Annotated in this window: 18 protein-coding genes; 5 read left to right on the top strand and 13 right to left on the bottom strand. The window is 58.8% G+C overall.

Features of this window, described 5'->3' with window-relative positions:
- Positions 1-40: 40 nt before the first annotated feature.
- Entirely contained in the window at positions 41-1,039 is a 999-nt protein-coding gene (locus AB4Z35_RS18455) for a LysR substrate-binding domain-containing protein (protein WP_442098539.1), read from the bottom strand.
- A 90-nt stretch (positions 1,040-1,129) separates the two neighbouring features.
- Here AB4Z35_RS18455 and AB4Z35_RS18450 point away from each other — a divergent pair, with 90 nt between their 5' ends.
- The 4 genes from AB4Z35_RS18450 (at position 1,130) to AB4Z35_RS18435 (ending at position 4,732) form a co-directional block, all read left to right on the top strand.
- Positions 1,130-1,756: an alanyl-tRNA editing protein gene (locus AB4Z35_RS18450; RefSeq protein WP_442098538.1), complete on the top strand. Its 627-nt coding sequence runs from the start codon at positions 1,130-1,132 to the stop codon at positions 1,754-1,756.
- A 631-nt stretch (positions 1,757-2,387) separates the two neighbouring features.
- The gene (locus AB4Z35_RS18445) at positions 2,388-3,611 is read left to right on the top strand and encodes a type II and III secretion system protein family protein (RefSeq protein ID WP_007994950.1); all 1,224 of its coding nucleotides are present in this window, start codon (positions 2,388-2,390) and stop codon (positions 3,609-3,611) included.
- Positions 3,612-3,730: 119 nt separating this feature from the next.
- A complete protein-coding gene (locus AB4Z35_RS18440) occupies positions 3,731-4,444 on the top strand; it encodes a tetratricopeptide repeat protein (protein WP_442098536.1) in 714 nt (237 codons plus the stop codon).
- A gap of 18 nt (positions 4,445-4,462) precedes the next feature.
- Positions 4,463-4,732, top strand: a complete 270-nt coding sequence (locus AB4Z35_RS18435; RefSeq protein WP_442098534.1) for a DUF3613 domain-containing protein — start codon at positions 4,463-4,465, stop codon at positions 4,730-4,732.
- A 199-nt stretch (positions 4,733-4,931) separates the two neighbouring features.
- Here the strand turns inward: AB4Z35_RS18435 and AB4Z35_RS18430 are convergent, their stop codons facing one another.
- The 11 genes from AB4Z35_RS18430 to AB4Z35_RS18380 form a co-directional block, all read right to left on the bottom strand.
- Positions 4,932-5,897 carry a type II secretion system F family protein gene (locus tag AB4Z35_RS18430; protein WP_442098532.1) on the bottom strand — a complete coding sequence of 322 codons (966 nt, stop codon included), beginning with the start codon at positions 5,895-5,897 and terminating at the stop codon, positions 4,932-4,934.
- Positions 5,898-5,926: 29 nt separating this feature from the next.
- Positions 5,927-6,913 carry a type II secretion system F family protein gene (locus AB4Z35_RS18425; protein WP_007994958.1) on the bottom strand — a complete coding sequence of 329 codons (987 nt, stop codon included), beginning with the start codon at positions 6,911-6,913 and terminating at the stop codon, positions 5,927-5,929.
- Positions 6,910-8,352, bottom strand: a complete 1,443-nt coding sequence (locus AB4Z35_RS18420; RefSeq protein WP_442098530.1) for a CpaF family protein — start codon at positions 8,350-8,352, stop codon at positions 6,910-6,912. Before AB4Z35_RS18420 ends, AB4Z35_RS18425 begins: the two co-directional genes overlap by 4 nt.
- Positions 8,353-8,355: 3 nt before the next feature.
- The gene (locus tag AB4Z35_RS18415; protein ID WP_442098528.1) at positions 8,356-9,576 is read right to left on the bottom strand and encodes an AAA family ATPase; all 1,221 of its coding nucleotides are present in this window, start codon (positions 9,574-9,576) and stop codon (positions 8,356-8,358) included.
- Positions 9,570-10,064, bottom strand: coding sequence for a TadE/TadG family type IV pilus assembly protein (locus tag AB4Z35_RS18410; protein ID WP_442098526.1), 495 nt, complete (start codon positions 10,062-10,064; stop codon positions 9,570-9,572). Before AB4Z35_RS18410 ends, AB4Z35_RS18415 begins: the two co-directional genes overlap by 7 nt.
- Positions 10,064-10,543 carry a TadE/TadG family type IV pilus assembly protein gene (locus AB4Z35_RS18405; RefSeq protein WP_442098525.1) on the bottom strand — a complete coding sequence of 160 codons (480 nt, stop codon included), beginning with the start codon at positions 10,541-10,543 and terminating at the stop codon, positions 10,064-10,066. The genes AB4Z35_RS18410 and AB4Z35_RS18405 overlap by 1 nt, the downstream gene beginning before the upstream one ends.
- 8 nt (positions 10,544-10,551) lie before the next feature.
- Positions 10,552-11,883: a TadE/TadG family type IV pilus assembly protein gene (locus AB4Z35_RS18400; protein WP_442098523.1), complete on the bottom strand. Its 1,332-nt coding sequence runs from the start codon at positions 11,881-11,883 to the stop codon at positions 10,552-10,554.
- Positions 11,884-11,958: 75 nt separating this feature from the next.
- On the bottom strand, positions 11,959-12,768 hold the full coding sequence (gene cpaB, locus AB4Z35_RS18395) for a Flp pilus assembly protein CpaB (RefSeq protein WP_442098521.1): 810 nt from the start codon (positions 12,766-12,768) through the stop codon (positions 11,959-11,961).
- 15 nt (positions 12,769-12,783) lie between these two features.
- Positions 12,784-14,112 carry an AAA family ATPase gene (locus tag AB4Z35_RS18390; protein WP_442098519.1) on the bottom strand — a complete coding sequence of 443 codons (1,329 nt, stop codon included), beginning with the start codon at positions 14,110-14,112 and terminating at the stop codon, positions 12,784-12,786.
- 2 nt (positions 14,113-14,114) lie between these two features.
- Positions 14,115-14,639 (bottom strand): A24 family peptidase, encoded by a 525-nt coding sequence (locus AB4Z35_RS18385; RefSeq protein ID WP_442098517.1) that lies wholly within the window; start codon positions 14,637-14,639, stop codon positions 14,115-14,117.
- Positions 14,640-14,834: 195 nt separating this feature from the next.
- Positions 14,835-15,038, bottom strand: coding sequence for a Flp family type IVb pilin (locus tag AB4Z35_RS18380; protein WP_442098516.1), 204 nt, complete (start codon positions 15,036-15,038; stop codon positions 14,835-14,837).
- Positions 15,039-15,447: 409 nt separating this feature from the next.
- Here AB4Z35_RS18380 and AB4Z35_RS18375 point away from each other — a divergent pair, with 409 nt between their 5' ends.
- Positions 15,448-16,317, top strand: coding sequence for a response regulator transcription factor (locus AB4Z35_RS18375; protein WP_442098514.1), 870 nt, complete (start codon positions 15,448-15,450; stop codon positions 16,315-16,317).
- 272 nt (positions 16,318-16,589) lie between these two features.
- On the opposite strand, the gene AB4Z35_RS18370 is transcribed toward AB4Z35_RS18375, so the two are convergent.
- Positions 16,590-16,895, bottom strand: a 306-nt coding sequence (locus AB4Z35_RS18370; RefSeq protein WP_442098513.1) for a calcium-binding protein, incomplete at its 5' end; no start/stop codon positions are given.

The following is a 16,895-nucleotide window of genomic DNA, read 5'->3' as shown; positions in this document are numbered from 1 at the left end:
AAGGCCCGCATGGTTGAACATGCGGGCCTTTTTTTTGCGCTCAGAACAGGCCGTCACTCTCCGGCAGTTCATATTCCGATGGGGACCAACCCGGACCATTCGACTTACCCGGCTTGCCCAGCGTCGGCTCCTTCTCCAGGCACTCCACCAGGTAATCGATCAACACCCGAAGCTTTGGCGGCAGGTATCGGGTTGGCGAATGCAGCAACCAGGCACCTCCGTGGTAGGACGCCAGAAAGGTCCAGTCCGGCAGCACTYGCACCATCAGCCCTTTCTCCAGGGCATGGCGCGCCGTGAAATACGGCAGGCTGCCAATCCCGATGTGCTGCAACACCGCGCCATAACGTACGCCGGTGTGATTGGCGGCATATCGCCCACGCACACCGACGGTGACCGACTGGCTACCCTTCTTGAATTTCCAGCGCGCATCGCTCGGGGTTTCGCCCAGGTAAATGCAACTGTGATTGAGCAAGTCATGGGGGTGAGTCGGCGTACCGTGCTCGGCCAGATACTGCGGAGTGGCGCAGAGCAAATGATCGATGGTCAGCAACCGCCGTCCCACCAGCCCCGCAGGCGGCCGGTCGGTGATACGAATCGCCAGGTCGACGTGATCGTCGATCAGATCGACCTGGCGGTCCTCAAGCAACAGCTCCACATCCACCTTGGGATAACGGCGCAAAAACTCCGGCATGTGCGGGTGAATCACGATTCGGCCTACTGCTTTCGGCACGCTGATACGCACCAGCCCCTCGGGCTCATCCGTGAACTGACCACTGACTTCCATCACTGTCCGGGCGGCATTGACCATTTCCTGGCAGCGCTTGAACACCTCCTCGCCACCGTCACTCAGGCGCAACTTGCGCGTGGTTCGTTGCAGCAGCCGGGTGGCGAGCGCCTTCTCCAGACGCGAAATGCTGCGACTGACCGCCGAGGGCGAAGAACCCAGCTGACGAGCCGCCTCGGAGAAACTGCCCATCTCGACAACCTTGACGAAAATCGCCATTTCACCCAGCAGCGGCAGCAGAAGATTTATGCTCACAGCGCAACAGTCCTTTGATGTTTGGCCTGATTATCACGTATTTACAGGTTTCCTATAATAAAAAACAGAAATTCAATTCGAGCCTGAAATATGACGCTGCGCCTTTTTTTCCATAGTGATGAGCTCAAGGCCAACGTGGAAGTCCTGGAATGCACACCCCACGAAAACGAGTTTGCCGTGGTCTTGCGAGCGACCCTGTTCCACCCTCAAGGCGGCGGACAGCCTTCTGACACTGGCTGGATCGGCGAAAGCCAGGTGCTGCGCGTGATCCAGGATCCCGAGCGAATCATTCATTTTGTCGACCGACCGGTAAAAACCGGCATGACGCAAATCCGCGTCGACGAGCAGTGCCGGTTGTTCAACACGCGCATGCATTCGGCCGGTCATTTGATCGGCCACTTTGTACAAGCCATGGGCTGGATGCCGATCAAGGCGCATCACTGGCCGGGTGAAGGCCGTGTGCAATTCAAGCCGGGTAATTGCGCACAGGACGTTGAGGCCCAGACCATTGAGCATGGCATCGGGCAGTGGATCACCCACGACCTGCCGCGCCTGACCTCGCTGCGCGAAGGCGTCCGGGAAATCGGCTTCGGAGAACTGCCCGCCTACGGTTGCGGCGGCACCCATGTACGTAGCCTGAAAGATTTGGGCGCGGTCACGATAAACACCCTTTCGCAAAAGAAAGGCACGCTGTCCGTCCACTACCTGGTCGACTGAGCACAGGGCGTTGGTGAGACACCTGATTTTATCTATGCAGCATTGCCCGGAACGCAAAAGGCCCGCTCAGTCAGACTGGCGGGCCTTTTTTTGCCTCGGCACACCCCGTCGACATCAGGCAAACGCACTGCTATGCGACCCTGCCACCCGCCTGTCTCCAGCCTTTGCACCAATAGTTTTCGTTTAACTCATGGCACTTTGGTTTGATTGAACTACCTTCAAACAATAAGAAGTCATGACGGCTCGATTTTCCACGTCAGCTTCAGTGATCAGACAGCGGATTGGCAAAAGGAGTTACCTCACCATGATCCTGGCAGGCGTTTTCCGGCTCTGTACCTGCATTGCCGATTACTTTCCGGGGGAACCAGGTCGTCGGACAACGCCGTCCATGGCCGCAAGTATCGCTCTGGCGGGCAGTCCAGGTAACCGGATCACTAAAAACCGTTTCAGCAAAGGTCGTTCGCTGTCCAGCCAGATCAGCGAATTGCGCCCGCTCGTGTGTCGCACGCAAGGAGTAACGCCAAGGCCATGGATAACGGGTCTGGCGCATGGGGGATAGCCCGATCCCCGTGAAGTGATCCGAGACAACTCAGTCCGCCTAGAGACGGCCTATCCAGTGAGGATGTACTTAATGAGCTTTCGTACCGAGCCCGCTTTCAAGCGAATTATCCATGGCCTGTTCTGGATGGGCCTCAGCGTGGATGCGGCTCAGGCCGCGCCGGCCAATTGCCCGCAACTGGACAATTGGCCGACAACGTACGAGGTCGGTCAGGGGATGCAAAATGAACTGCGCAGCCCCGTTCCGGTAACGCAACTGGCGGTGGGTGACCCGAAAATTGCCGACGTGCAACCCAGCGGCAGCAACGCGTTCATACTCACGGGCATCGCGCCGGGGACCACCAGCCTGATGGTATGGACCGCCTGTTCGAAAACGCCACGCCAAAGCATGGTGTTCGTCAAGGGTAGAGCCACAGCGGCGCTGACCAGCGTGCCGTCGGTGCTTTCCGACGACGCGCTGCTGCCGAGCCAGGTGCAGACCGATATCCGCTTCGTTGAAGTCAGCCGGACCAAGCTCAAGGAAGCCTCCGCCTCGATTTTCGGCATCCGTGGCAACTTCCTGTTCGGCTCGCCGAGAACCTTGCCCACCATCGGCGGCATTGTCACGCCGTCGATACCCGTGAACAACAACAACTTCAACCTCACTTTTGCTACCGGCAATACCCTGGTGGCGCTCAACGCGCTGGAAGGCAGTGGTTTCGCCTACACCCTGGCGCGGCCAAGCCTGGTAGCGCTCAGCGGACAGAGCGCGAGCTTCCTGGCCGGCGGTGAAATACCGATTCCGGTGCCCAGTTCAGGCAGCGATAGCGTGTCTATCGAGTACAAGGAATTCGGTATCCGCCTGACCCTGACGCCGACCATCGTCGGGAAAAACCGTATCGCGCTGAAGGTGGCGCCGGAAGTCAGTGAACTGGATTTCACCAACGCAGTAAGCATCGCCGGCACGACAGTCCCGGCTCTGACCGTACGCCGTACCGATACCAGCATCTCCCTGGCCGACGGCGAAAGCTTCGTCATCAGCGGCCTGATCAGCTCCCGCAACAATTCCCAGGTGAACAAGTTTCCGGGGCTGGGCGATATCCCGGTTCTGGGTGCGTTTTTCCGCGACAACACCATCAACCGTGAAGAGCGCGAACTGCTGATGATCGTTACCCCGCATCTGGTCCAGCCACTGGCGGCCAATGCACAACTACCGTCATTGCCTGGCGAACAGCTGCGCAATTACGACCCGAACTTCTACCGCATGTTCTTCCTGGAAAATGGCGACTTCGACAGTCGCAGCGGGCTCTCGCAATGAACCGAAGCCTGAACCAGACGTGCCTCGCCCTCACTCGTAACGGTGACGTTGAACGCTTGCCGGGCCAGCTGTATTGCCATTGGCCAGGCGTTCAACCTGTTGTAGCCAGAGGACCTTCAATGAAAGCAGTCTTTGCAATAGCGGCGACGTTAATGCTCGCAGGTTGTGCCAGCAATGGCCTGTCTGCGCGACCGGCCAGCTGTGCCAAGCCCGATTCGGAGCAGGAACTGGCCCTGAACCTGGCCGACAGCATGGCCGACGAAGGCCGTTTGTATGCCAGCCTGGCGAATCTGGAAGGTTTACCCGACAACCTGGTCCAGGTTCGCCTGCGCAAGGCTCGGGTGCTGCGCATGATGGGGCGTAGCGGCGACGCGCAGCCGTTGTACGAAAGCTTGCTCGGCACCTGTCTGACGGCTGAAGGGGAGCATGGTCTGGGCCAGTTGGCCGCCGCCAAAAATGATAACGCCAGCGCTGCCACTCACCTTGAACGTGCGGTGAAGATGGCCCCCACCGACGACAGGATGCGCAATGACCTGGGGGTGGTCTACCTCAATCAGCGACGGATCCCAGAAGCACGCTTTGAGTTCATGACCGCCATGGAGCTCAAGCAGGCAAACACACTGGCGGCACTCAATATGGTGACGCTGCTGATCTACCAGGATAACTGGAAGGCGGCTGCCGACCTCGTGACCCGTGCCGACTTGAGCCCCAAGCAAGTCGTAGAGGCCCAAACCCGCGCGGAAAAACTCAAGGCCTCCGCCAAAAAAGTGGTGGCTGCCGATGGCAATCGCAAGACTGAGGTAGCCGATGCCTCTTCCAGTGCGAACAAGTAGAACGTACGAGGAGTCGAGATGAATACCAAAAGGCTGTTGATCGTGTGCATGGCTTGCCTGTCCACCACTGCCTGGGCTATTGAGCCGGGCCCCGCTTCGCCGTATCAACAAAGCACCGAACAGTGGTTGCAGCYGCAGATTCGCGGTGTGGTTGCCTCCCGTATAGTGCAAACCGCTTCGGCCACCGAACGTGACCTGGCCATGCAGCGCTGGCTGAATAGCTTCAACTACCCGATTCCGCAGTATTTTGACCAGAGTACACCGGGACAAATGACCATCGGCAACTGAGGCATATCGATGGGTGATCAGCCTCTGGCGTAGTCCAGAGTAGCCTGGCTAAACAGCCAGGCTCAATCATGTGTGCAGGAAAATACAGCCCAGGTACTGAATAGTGGAGCAGGCGATTGGAGTGAATACACTCCAATCGCCTGCTCCACCGCGTTCTTATGCTGCATAGCCACCTGGTTCGACAGCAAACCACTCCTGCTCACTTACCGAATGCTCTGAGTACCCCGATCATGGCTGGGCCGATAGCGACCAGAAAGAAGCTCGGCCATAGACAGAAAATCAGCGGAAACACCAGCTTGGTACCGACTTTCGCCCCCATCTCTTCGGCGGCTTGTGTGCGCCGGTCACGGAATTCATCAGCATAGATGCGCAAGGTGTCGGCCACGCTGGTACCAAAGCGGATACTCTGCGCCAACAGGCTGACCAGTCCTTGTACGTCATCCAGGCCAGTGCGTAAGGCCAGTTGCTTGAGCGCCTCGGTACTGGAAATGCCCGCGCGGATTTGCGCATTGACCAGGGCCAGCTCTTCAGCCAGTTCGACCTGACTGACCGACATCTCCTCAGCCACCCGTTCGATGGTCGTGGGCAGGGCCAGGCCCGACTCCACGCACACCACCATCAGGTCCAGTGCATCCGGAAACGCAGCACGCAGCCGACGTTGTCGCAACTGCTTGCGCTTGGCGACATACATCCCTGGCAACAACCATCCGATAGCGCCCACCATGGCCACCAACAGCAGCCCCATGGTCAGGGACACCTTGGGAATCATCGGCAACAGCAGCAACGCAATTCCGATCAATAACAACGGCAATATCAAGCGTACCGCCCAGTACATCTGCACCGCCGACGAGGAGCGGTACCCCGCATGTATCAACAGGGTCTGGGTGACGGACGTCTGAGGCGATTCGCTCGAAGCAAAGCGCTGGCCGACCCGCTCCAGCAACAGTTGCAGGTTACCCGGAGCTTCCTGCCCGGCCGTGTTGCCCAAATGACCACGCTTGATCAGCGCCAGACGACGCTGCACCGGGTCCTGAAGCCCCATGATCAGCAAAATCATGGCGACAACCGCAAGCACCGTACTCAAACCGATCGCGCCAAGGAACAACAGGCRCGCCATCTCCTCGTTCCCCGTGACCCGGCTGAACAACCCGAGTAAAAAGTCCATGACCTGTACCTCCCGGTAGCGAATACCGCTTAAACCTGAATCCGGATGATTTTGCGAATCCAGAAAATCCCGACCAACATGGCGAAGAACGCCCCGATGATCATCTTGCGGCCCATGGGATCATTGATCAGCATCGGCAAGTACTGCGGGGTGGTGAGCACGATCACGATCGCCAGCACAAAAGGAACCGCCACCAGCACCCAGGCCGACATGCGCCCTTCCGCCGACAGGGTTTTGACTTTGCGCTGAAAGCGGAAGCGCCCGCGAATCAGTCGACTCAGACGCTCCAGAACTTCGGTCAGATTACCGCCGGTCTCGCGATGGATGAGGATCGAGGTCACCAGCATCATCACCGTCATGCTCGGCATCCTCTCCAGCAGGCCGAGCATGGCCCGGCGCACATCGTTGCCAAAGTTGATATCGGCAAAGGTCAGGCCGAACTCATGAGCGACCGGCCCCCTGTGCTCCTCGGCCACCAGGCGCAGGGTTTCGTTGAATGGATGCCCGGCGCGCAAAGCGCGGCACATGGCATCCAGCGCATCCGGCAGGCCTTCCTCGAACTCAGCGAAACGCTTGCCACGGTCGCGAGAGATTTTCAGTATGGGTAACCAGAAGACCGCGAAGCCCGCGACCAGCGCCATCCACCAGACTGACGAGACCATCCAGATCAGGATACCCGCCGCCCCTCCCAGCACCAGCCCGAGCAGCAATACCCGATAGGCCCGGTATTCGTGCCCGGACTGCTCAATCATTTGCGTCAGTGCCTCCATAAAAGGCAGCTGTTCAAGCCTGGCCTCCAGAGGCGACAAACGCGTCAGGTATTTTTGTCGTAATACCGTCTGCATGTTGGGCTGATTGTTGGCTCTCTCCAGTACATGCAAACGGCCGCGGATGCGCTTGCGCATTTTGCCGGCCTCGCCAAACACCGGCACTGCAACGCTCTGGGACAGGAGAAAAACGGCGATAAACACCATACCGAGGAACATCAGAATGAATTCACCGGGAATATTGCTCATGACTGCCGTGCCTCCATCCACTCAGGCCTGAACATCTCAAGCGGCAACACGATGCCACGCTTGGCCAGCACATCACGGAAAGCGGGGATCATGCCGCTGGGCCGAAAATCACCGAGTACTTCGCCGTTTTCGCCCACGCCGTGGCGCACGAAGGAGAAGATTTCGGTCATGGTGATGATCTCGCCCTCCATGCCGTTGATCTCCTGCACGCTGACCAGGCGGCGCTTGCCGTCCTCCTGGCGTTCCAGCTGGATGACCACCCCGATGGCCGAAGCGATCTGTTGGCGCATGGCCTTGATCGGGAAGGTCGCCCCGGTCATCGACACCATGTTCTCGATCCGCCCCAACGCATCGCGCGCGGTGTTGGCGTGGATCGTGGTCAACGAGCCGTCGTGGCCGGTGTTCATCGCCGTCAACATGTCCAGCGCCTCGGCACCGCGTACTTCGCCGATCACGATGCGGTCCGGCCGCATCCGCAGGCTGTTACGCACCAACTCCCGCTGGCTCACCTCGCCGCGCCCCTCGATATTCGAAGGCCGGGTTTCCAGACGCACCACATGGGGTTGCTGCAGTTGCAGTTCGGCCGAGTCTTCGATGGTGACGATCCGCTCGTTGTGCGGAATGAAACTGGAAAGCACATTGAGCATGGTGGTCTTGCCGCAACCGGTACCGCCGGAAATCAGCACGTTCAAGCGCCCACGGACAATCGCCTTGAGCAGCAGGGCAATGGCCGGGGTCAACGCCCCCACCTGGATCAGGCTGTCGGTATTGAGCAGGTCCACCGCAAAGCGCCGAATCGACATGCTCGGGCCGTCGATGGCCAGCGGCGGAATAATCGCGTTGACCCGCGAACCGTCCTTGAGCCGCGCATCCACCAACGGCGAAGACTCGTCGATACGCCGACCCAGGCTGGAGACGATGCGGTCGATGATGTTCAGTAAATGCCGATCATCGCGAAAACGCACATCGGTGCGTTGCAGCTTGCCGAAGCGCTCGACATACACTGAGTCATGCCGGTTGACCAAAATGTCGGACACACTGTGATCGGCCAGCAGCGGTTCCAGAGGCCCCAGACCGAGCACCTCGTCAGTAATCTGCTTGATGATCAACTGCCGGCTGGAAGTACTCACCGGTGCCGAGTGTTCATCGAGCAGGCGCTGGCAAATATCGCGAATCTGCCGCGAGGCTTCTGCCTGTTCAAGGGAGTCCAGCAGGGACAGGTCCATGACCTTGAGCAATTGCTGGTAGATCTTTTCTCGCCACTCGGCTTCCACCGGGGTGACCTGACTTTTGGTTTCATAAAGAATGTCCGGCGCTGCACGCTCCCACGCCATTACTTCCTCTACAGGATCCAGCAGATCGTCACCCGACTGGCCAGCTGACGATGGGGCGGGTTTACCGGACTGTTTGCGCAAGCGGTTACGAAAGTCGCTGATCATGGGTCACCCCCCGAAAAAACGGTTGAAGGCGCGTTTGAACACGCCTTTTTTTCCAGCCATCTGATTGCCGACCAGGTCATCGGCCACGTTGCGCAGGGCAACGGTGATCGCCGCCTTCGGCGCATGCAGCTCCAACGGCACGCCAGTGTTCTGACTCTGGCTGACCAGGTTGAAGTCATTGGGTAATTTCGACAGGTTCGTGCAGCGCAGCGCCTCGCCGATATCCTTGAGGCTGACCGCTGCCGTCTTGTCATAGCGGTTGACCACTATCTGCAACTGATCCCCACGCACGCCGAGGTCTTCGCGAAGAATCCGCACCAGGGAGCTGGCATCGCGCAGATGACTGACGCTCTGCTGCACCACCACGTACACCCGATCCACCTGTTCCAGTACGGAGCCGGTGAGGTGGTCGATTTGCCGTGGCAGATCGATCACTACCCAGTCAAAGCTGGCGCGGGCCAACTGCATCAGGGTGTCAAGTTGCTCGGGTTGGGCATCCTGCGACAGACACAGCTCACCGGCCCGGCCACCCAGCACATGCAAGGTCGGGCTGAAGTGGCTGCAAAAACCGCGTAACGCGACGCTGTCCATGCCGTCGATCTGATGCAACACCTCCAGATGGCTGTGTGTTTGCGCCACATCCAGGTAATGCGTCACGCTGCCAAATTGCAGGTCCATGTCCAGCAACAGGGTACTGCCGCCCTTCATGCTGAGCTGCTGAGCCAGGTTGCAGGCCAGCATGGTGCCGCCGGATCCGCCCTTGGAGCTGATCACGGCGATCAATTTCCCTACTGTCCCGCTGCCGGTCCGAACCTCCATGATCAGCCGATTCAAGGCGGCGACCAGTTCCGTCTCGGCGACAGGCTCCGGCAGTAAGTCCCGGGCGCCGGCCTGCATCGCCAGACGCATGCCTTCCTGTTCGCTCAGCAATCCGCACACCAACATCGGCGGACGCTCATGGGCCGGGCGCTGCAACAGTGCCGCCAGCTCCTCGCGCCACAGGTGGCTGACGCGCAACAGCAGCAGATCGGGCATCCGGTCCAGGCCGTAGAGCGGGTCGACATGCCCATTGCTGACCAGGCGAGTGCTCACCTCCAGGCTGGGCATGCGTTGGCAGACGCTCTGCAGGTCGCGCAACGACGTGGCATCACGGCTGCTGATCAGCAACCTGAGCCCGGCTTTGCCGGTCGAACTGGAGAGTGGAGTGTCCTTGGTATTCAGCATGGCGTGATCTCCCCGGAATCGGAATGACGCCCTAGGCTTTCACGTGGCAAGGTTGCCCTGAATGTGGGCAGGGTAATGGGCACGCCGAACCCGGGAATAAACAGGTTGAAAACGAAATTTTGCAGACTCAACTGGACATAACGGATGGCACGAAAACCGTTGACGCTGACCAGGTCGCCGGGATTGGCCACCACAGCACCGTTGACGTCCAGATAGGTCAGCGTCAGGTTGGTGGTGGCCAGATTGCTGATCAGCTGGCTCGTACCTGCGTCGGTCGCAGCATTGAAGATCGCCCGCCGCAACACCACCGGATCGCTGATATTGCACACCGCGGCCAGGCGCGTACCACGCCGCACGGCTTCATCGAGCGCATTGACCGTGAAGCTCAAGCGACCTATTTCCACCACGCCGAACAACAGTGTGAACACCAGCAGACCAACGATGGCGAACTCCACCGTATAGGTGCCGCGCATGTGTTTTCTGTTCATCACAGGGCCCTCATCACGGTAGTGGCGACCAGCGGAATGCCCAGTGCAATCTGACTGCCAAAAAAACCGGGAAGCGATCCGGTGCAATTGCCAGCGCCAATCACCGGGCAGAACGTGTAAGTAATGGTGACCCGCACATGGTCGATGCCCACCGCGGCAACGTCCACGTTGCCAGTCGTCAGGCCTGACACCACAGCGGTCCCGGTGTTGGCCGGCACGCCATACACCGCAACGTTTTTCGTCTGGGTCAGTAGCGTATTGTTCAGAGAGACCGCACCCAGCGTCGAGTTCCAGGCATTGTTGGCGACGAAACGGTCGGCATCGCGGCTGGCCTGCAGCAGCACGTTGTACTGATAGAGCATGCGGCCGAACTCACCGAAGGCCAGCAACAGCAACAGCAACACCGGCAGGACCAGGGTGAATTCCACCATGGCCAGGCCTTGCTGGCGCTGCGGATGTTTAAATCCGTGAAGTCTCATGACGCCCCCTACGAGTCAGTGCTCGGAGTACCGCTGCCGTTGAGATAGGTTTTGTAGAGCTGAATGATCTGCGGGCCGGAATCGGTTGACGGCGAGGGGCCGGCCACGTTGTCGCCTTCGCACTCCTTCACGAACTGTCCGAAGATCTCCGCTTCCCCGCCGCCGCCATCCATGGGCTGCACCACGAAATAGCAGCCAAAACCGAGGACGGGGATCGAGGTTGAACCATTATTTTTCCCGGCGCAGTCGCCCACCACGATTTTCAGTATCCGGCGCTCGAACACCCCATTGCTCTGACAGCCACTGCCCCCTGCCACACACCCGGCAACGCTCGCACGCCAGTCGTTATAGTCCAGTATCGCGTTGCCACCCGCTGTGAGGTTGCCATTGCTCGAGGTAATGGTTTGCCCCTGGTACTTCGGGCCTGTGCCGTCGTCAGTGATTGCGGGGTTACTGGACGTGGTCACCAGGTCCGGCGGATAGTCCGAAGCACTGACCGGCCCCTGATAGATGCCGAAGCGCGTATTCAGGCCTTGAGACGCAGGGCCAACCTTGTTGCCAGGCTCAGTCGCGACGTTGTCTCCCACATTGCGGCAGACCGTGCCGCCTCCGGCCATCTCCTCCCTGACCGCATTGCCGCCCGAGCCAAAATCGAGCAACTGAAAGTTGCCTGGACCAATGGGCGACTTGTTGCCGGAAGCTGTCTTCAATACATTCAAATCACCAAACTGGAAGCCCCAGAACAGGCCGGCGCCCGGGTTGTATTTAGTCGGGTCGCCACAGACCATCAACGGTGCGAGATCGCACGGGCTGGTAGGGCTGGGGCCAGCGGTGGCGATCGCCGCCACCGCTTTGGCTCCCGGGCCGCCAGCGCCGAATGCCTGTGCGAAGTTCCAGAAAAACCCCGTCAGGTTATAGCTCGGTACCGATACCCGAACATACTTGGCATTCGCCGGCCCTGGATAGGAGAACGGGCCATAGACGCTACTTGCCAATTCCACCACTGCAAATGCGCCGGCGTTGCCGCCGACAGCCGTGGCCAATTCGTTGTTGCCCGTAGCATTGGCATTTTGCGTTAGCGTATTGAGCGCGGCAGTCCGCGTCGTGCTGGCACTGTTGACGCCCCCCGCCGCCTGACTCAGGGTTTTAGCGCCACTCAGGGCGGCGGCGTCCACCGCATTCTGCAGGCGCGTTTTGTTCAGCTGCATATGCCCGCCGTCCAAAGCCAACGCTGCCATCATGGCCATCGCCGCCAACGCGATCACCATCAATACGCTCACCGATCCGTCCTGGCGCCTTGGCGTCGAAGTGAACGGCCGCTGAATACGAAGATTCATCATCAAGCCCTCGATTGCCGATTCCGATCCGGATCGGCTGCGCCAATACCGTGGTGCCCGGGCACCTGTTGCGCCCTGTCAGCGAATTCTGACTACATTGGCCTCGATCCCGCGGATAATGGTGACGGCTCTGCCACTCTCTCCATTACCACGCAGCACTACGCGTTTTGGCTCTGTGGCGGTAGCCACCGCCATGAGCGGTGTGGCAGGCGCAACGGCCGCAATTTTTTTCTCGGCGTTCAGCGGGTTGCGCAAGGTCAATTGCAACTTCCCTTCCGTTTGCGCCGTGACAAGGGTTTCAGCCTCGGCAGTCGTCATCTCCAGCGTCACTGCGCGCACCACGACCGGTTGGGTCTTGTCGGTACCCGCGGTCTGATCCACCGCCAACACTCGCAAGTTCTCGAGGATGGTCCTGGACGTGGCGCTGTTACTGCCGGAATTGGTGGTTTTGGTCGCCAGTACATCGACCCGGTTACCCGGCAACAGGAATCCGCCCACGCCGACCACATCGTCCACGCGTACCGATATGGCGCGTTTGTCAGGCGCAATCAAAGAAGCCAGGGTGCTGCCACCCAGGTGCTCGCTCAGACGCGCACCGCGCACGATGTCGCCGCGCAGAATGTCGAACGTTGCGATCTTGCCCACGGTTTTTTCGCTGGCATCGAAGGCATCGTCCGGGATCGTATCCATAGGCATGCGTACGGTCGTGACCTGCTGGGCCTCGACCATCTGCCCGAATGGAATCTCTACCGTGGCGACCACCACGTTTCGAAGGTGGTCATCCGGGCTGGCATTGAGCCGCGCACTCAGCCAGGAGTCGGCCATCCATGCAGCCCCAAGGCCCATGGCCAGAGAAACGCCTATCAAGGTAAGAGTACGAGAGCTCATGTCAGTATCTCCGTATCAAAGAAAGTCGAGCTGGACGAAGTAGTTGTGCCAGGCCCATTCCAACTCTTTCGGTGACAGTGGTCCGGAACCGCCGATATAACGCTGGCGATCGAGTGCCATGTTCAGGAGATCGCGGGGATGGCAAGGCACCAGGGGCATGCCTTCACTTGCATAAAGCCTTTGCAGCACATAACGCACCAGCAGCGGGTCATAGGAAATGCCCAGACGCTCGCTTTCCTGACGCCAGATCTTTTCGTACTGCTCGGGCTTCAGGTAACCGAATTGCAGCTTGTAGCCAATCCGGCGAAGGAAGGCCTCATCGGCCAGTTCCAGGGGATTGAGGTTGGTGGAAAACACCAGAATCAGATCGAACGGCAACTCGCAATGCCGACCGCCGCCCAGGTTGAGGAAATCGCGTTTCTCTTCCATCGGCACGATCCAGCGATTGAACAGCTCGGCGGGTGCCATGCGCTGGCGTCCCATGTCGTCGATGATGAACAGGCCATTGCTGGCCTTGAGCTGCAAGGCGGCCTGGTATTGACGGGTGAAGGGGTCATAACGAACGTCCAGCTGCTCCATGCTCAACTCACCGCCCGTGATGACGATCGGGCGTTTGCAGCACAGCAGTCGACGGTCGATCCCTTCGTTGAGCATCAGATTGTTCTGTTGAGCATTTTCATCAAGCCGCTGATGCACCTGCGGGTCATAGATCTCGATCACCGACTCGTTGATGACGATGGCATGAGGGACCCAGATGGCCTCGGCGAACAGACGGATCAGCCGACTGCTGACATAGGTCTTGCCGGTCCCCGCGGGGCCATAAATCATGATCGCGCGCCCGGAGTTCAGCGCCACACCCAACTGATCGAGCATCTCCTCCGTGAGCACTACGCCAGCCAGGGCATTGCGCATATCGTTGGCGTTGATGCGACCATGGTGAATGGTCTGCAGTTTGATCAGGGACCGGTAGGTACTCACCGGGAAGGGGGCCGCTCCTATATAGCCGCTGCGCGACAGGGCATCGCGGGCGACACTGCGACCACGTTCGGTCAGGCCATAACGCAGCATCTGCCCGCCCGTTTGACTCACCTGGCCAAGCACTTCGACACGGCCATCCTTGCGCAGAAACGCCAGGACCTCTTCAAGTACCGCGCCGGTCAGCGCCAGGCGGTCCACCAGCCGCGACATGTCCAGCACACCGGCATCAAACAAATGCTTGCACACCAACTCGCCGAGAAAACTGTCGGTCAGGCCGGTTTCACGGATAGTGCAGGGCTGAGGAGCCAGGCGTTGCACCGCGCTCTGACTGCTGGGGTAGGCATCACTATCGACGATGACGTGCATGTCTAACCTCCGAATCCAATGGCAACTTGCCAGTAGATGCTGTTCAAAGTGCCGATCAATATTGCAATCGAATAGGGGAAAGGCTTGCCGGCTACTTCATCTGAAGTTGGCGCCAGATAAGCCTGCGCCCGAAGAATCAGCAAATAGCGCCCCAGGGTCTGACGCAATTGGCCGCGAAACAGCACTATCAATAAACCGCATATAGCACCGGCCATCAGGCTGAACATTGCAGCCCACAATGCGTAATGGAACGGTAGAAAACTGCCGACCATGGCCATCAACTTGACGTCACCGGCAGCCATGCCACCGAAGGCGTACATCGGCAGAAACAGCGCAAAACAGATCAGGGTGCCCAGCAGGCTGTCACCCAATCCACTGACACCGCCTGAATGCATTTGACCGATCAATCCCAAGGCAAGACCCACCAGGACGAGCATGTTGGGAATACGGTGGCGAAGCAGATCGCTCACCACCGCCACGCCCAAAAGTCCTATCAGTAAAACCATCGAGAGCAGTTCCGTAGACATGGCTTGTCTCCCTGCGGGTATTAATCGTTAGCACGCAATATTGCTGTTGGCGGCCTTGAACAGCGCAGTGATTCGCGCTCCCTAAGCAAATTGACAAGGACACGCGATGTCCATTAAGAAAGTTGCCGGCGCCCTATCAGAAATAGCGGCAACCGGCTGTTCCATGGACATCGACGCGTCCCCCAGCGGGAATTACTATGCGGCTGGGACGCAAGCGGACCCCTTGAGCGCATCGCACAGCGCCTGAATTTTGGTTTTTACCTCAGTTCCAAGGACCGTGAACAATCCGACGACAAGTGCCGTAACCAACCCGCCGGCTACCGCGTACTCCACAACGGTCAGGCCATCTTCGTCCTGGATGAACTTCACTACCGAAGCCTTGATTGTTTGCATGATCATTTTGCCCACCTCACTTGAATGTTGTTTTTTCTGAGGCAGTACGTTCTGCGCTGCCTGAGTTCAACACTAGTCAGGAGCAAGGCATTAGCGTTAGGAAGATTTTGCACATCGTTAGGACTTTTTTGCGGGGCGGCCAAATACTGGGCATTGGCCTTTGCAAAGTAACGGGAGGGGTAAACCAGGCGCGGCAAGGCAAAGGCGGTTGTCAATGATTCACAAGCGACAAGCGGTTAATCCCGGGCTCGTCGAAACACACCAACAAACACTCGCCCGGGGCTGCCCTCCAGGCAATCCATAGAGCGAATAGAACTAAAAATCGTTTTTCCTATCAGGATTTAATCTGCAAAGTGATGGCACGTTGGCAATACTCCTTAGCGAAGAGAGTCACCAAGAACCCCTGAGTAGAGACATGACGTCCAACTTGACCAAAAGGCCATCGCTCCTATGGTTCGATCTGACTCATGATCGGTCCACGAAAGAACTCGTCGCGCAGTTCGTGGGTACCTGCGACTGCAAACTGGCGAAAAACTCCGTGTTGCCCATCAGGGAACAGGCAGACATGATCTGCGTCCATTTTGATCGCCCCGACACTCCAGGCTTGAGGCTATTGCTGGAGATCAAACGCACCACCCCCAGCATCCCGATCACCATGTTCACCGTGCAGCACTCGGAGGATCTGGCTGTATGGGCCATGCGCTCCAGCGTCTGGGAATACATGGTGCTCCCGCTCTCGACCACCGAGAAGAAGCGTTACCTGACAGCGGTGGCGCAGCTCTGCGAGTTGCGCCGAAATGCCAGCGGCCAGGACAAGACATCGCAGATCGACCACTCCCCGACCCTGCCGGACAGCATCCGGCGGACCTCAGGACACCAGAAACACCAGGCGCTGAGCAATGTCATGCTGTACATCGAGCAGCACTTTCGAGACAGCATCGATCAGCGGGATCTGGCGCAACGCTGCGGCATGACGACATTTCGCTTCAGCCGCCTGTTCAAGGAAGCCAATGGGCTTGGCTTCACGGATTACATCCTGGACAAGCGCATGAACTTCGCCAAAGATCTGCTCGACAATAGCCAGATGCCGATTACCAGCATCGGCTATGAGGCCGGCTTCAAGGATCCTTCCTACTTCGCTCGTGCCTTCAAGCAGTTCGCCAACTGCACACCCAGCGAATACCGCCTGGCACGGCAACTCAACGCGGCTGCAGTTACGCAACCGGTGCAGGATGACAAAACCATTGAAGCGCTCGAAAGCCTGGTACAGAGCCTCAGCGGTTGATCCGGTTTTTTACGCGCACAAAAAAAAGGTTCTTCACACATTCCCGGGAAACTGTAGGAGCAGCCGGTCGACGCTCGATTGCTGGCGATGGGCTCAAGTGCGCCGCGTTTATCCAGTTCATACGCGTTATCGTTAACGACCATCGCCAGCAGGCTGGCTCCTGCAAGGGGTCGTGCCCACGCTCAAACCAGTGGAAGCCCCAAAAAAAAGGTGTGTGGCAACCGCCACACACCTCATATTGCTTTGAGCTCAACGTTGTCGAGAAGGCCTCCTTATCCCGCCAGAATGAAGTCCGTCTGATCAACGGTCGCACTGCTGACACCGACAAGGTGAATCGTGTCCGCCCCGATCCCTACCACCGTGTCCGCCCCGTTAGCCGCTATGGTCACGTTGGCAGCGAACGTCGCGCTGGTGATCCCCAGTGCCGCGATATTGAGCAAGTCCTGCCCGGCCGGATTGGCTCCGAAGTTCAGGATCGTATCGTTGCCGAAACCCGCGGCAGCAAACACGAACGTATCGTTGCCGACGACACCACTCATCACGTCGTTACCACCACCGCCGGTGAGGACGTCGTTACC

Source organism: Pseudomonas sp. KB_15 (assembly GCF_052114525.1).
Classification (GTDB): Bacteria; Pseudomonadota; Gammaproteobacteria; order Pseudomonadales; family Pseudomonadaceae; genus Aquipseudomonas.
This window is presented reverse-complemented; position numbering and strand designations above follow the sequence as displayed.

Excerpts from the sequence above, each read along its gene's own strand:
- AB4Z35_RS18450 (WP_442098538.1), top strand. The coding sequence starts at position 1,130 with ATGACGCTGCGCCTTTTTTTCCATAGTGATGAGCTCAAGGCCAACGTG.
- AB4Z35_RS18420 (WP_442098530.1), bottom strand. The coding sequence starts at position 8,352 with ATGATCAGCGACTTTCGTAACCGCTTGCGCAAACAGTCCGGTAAACCC.
- AB4Z35_RS18390 (WP_442098519.1), bottom strand. The coding sequence starts at position 14,112 with ATGCACGTCATCGTCGATAGTGATGCCTACCCCAGCAGTCAGAGCGCG.
- AB4Z35_RS18405 (WP_442098525.1), bottom strand. The coding sequence starts at position 10,543 with ATGAGACTTCACGGATTTAAACATCCGCAGCGCCAGCAAGGCCTGGCC.
- AB4Z35_RS18400 (WP_442098523.1), bottom strand. The coding sequence starts at position 11,883 with ATGATGAATCTTCGTATTCAGCGGCCGTTCACTTCGACGCCAAGGCGC.
- AB4Z35_RS18375 (WP_442098514.1), top strand. The coding sequence starts at position 15,448 with ATGACGTCCAACTTGACCAAAAGGCCATCGCTCCTATGGTTCGATCTG.
- AB4Z35_RS18445 (WP_007994950.1), top strand. The coding sequence starts at position 2,388 with ATGAGCTTTCGTACCGAGCCCGCTTTCAAGCGAATTATCCATGGCCTG.
- AB4Z35_RS18410 (WP_442098526.1), bottom strand. The coding sequence starts at position 10,064 with ATGAACAGAAAACACATGCGCGGCACCTATACGGTGGAGTTCGCCATC.
- AB4Z35_RS18385 (WP_442098517.1), bottom strand. The coding sequence starts at position 14,639 with ATGTCTACGGAACTGCTCTCGATGGTTTTACTGATAGGACTTTTGGGC.
- cpaB (WP_442098521.1), bottom strand. The coding sequence starts at position 12,768 with ATGAGCTCTCGTACTCTTACCTTGATAGGCGTTTCTCTGGCCATGGGC.
- AB4Z35_RS18425 (WP_007994958.1), bottom strand. The coding sequence starts at position 6,913 with ATGAGCAATATTCCCGGTGAATTCATTCTGATGTTCCTCGGTATGGTG.
- AB4Z35_RS18380 (WP_442098516.1), bottom strand. The coding sequence starts at position 15,038 with ATGATCATGCAAACAATCAAGGCTTCGGTAGTGAAGTTCATCCAGGAC.
- AB4Z35_RS18440 (WP_442098536.1), top strand. The coding sequence starts at position 3,731 with ATGAAAGCAGTCTTTGCAATAGCGGCGACGTTAATGCTCGCAGGTTGT.
- AB4Z35_RS18415 (WP_442098528.1), bottom strand. The coding sequence starts at position 9,576 with ATGCTGAATACCAAGGACACTCCACTCTCCAGTTCGACCGGCAAAGCC.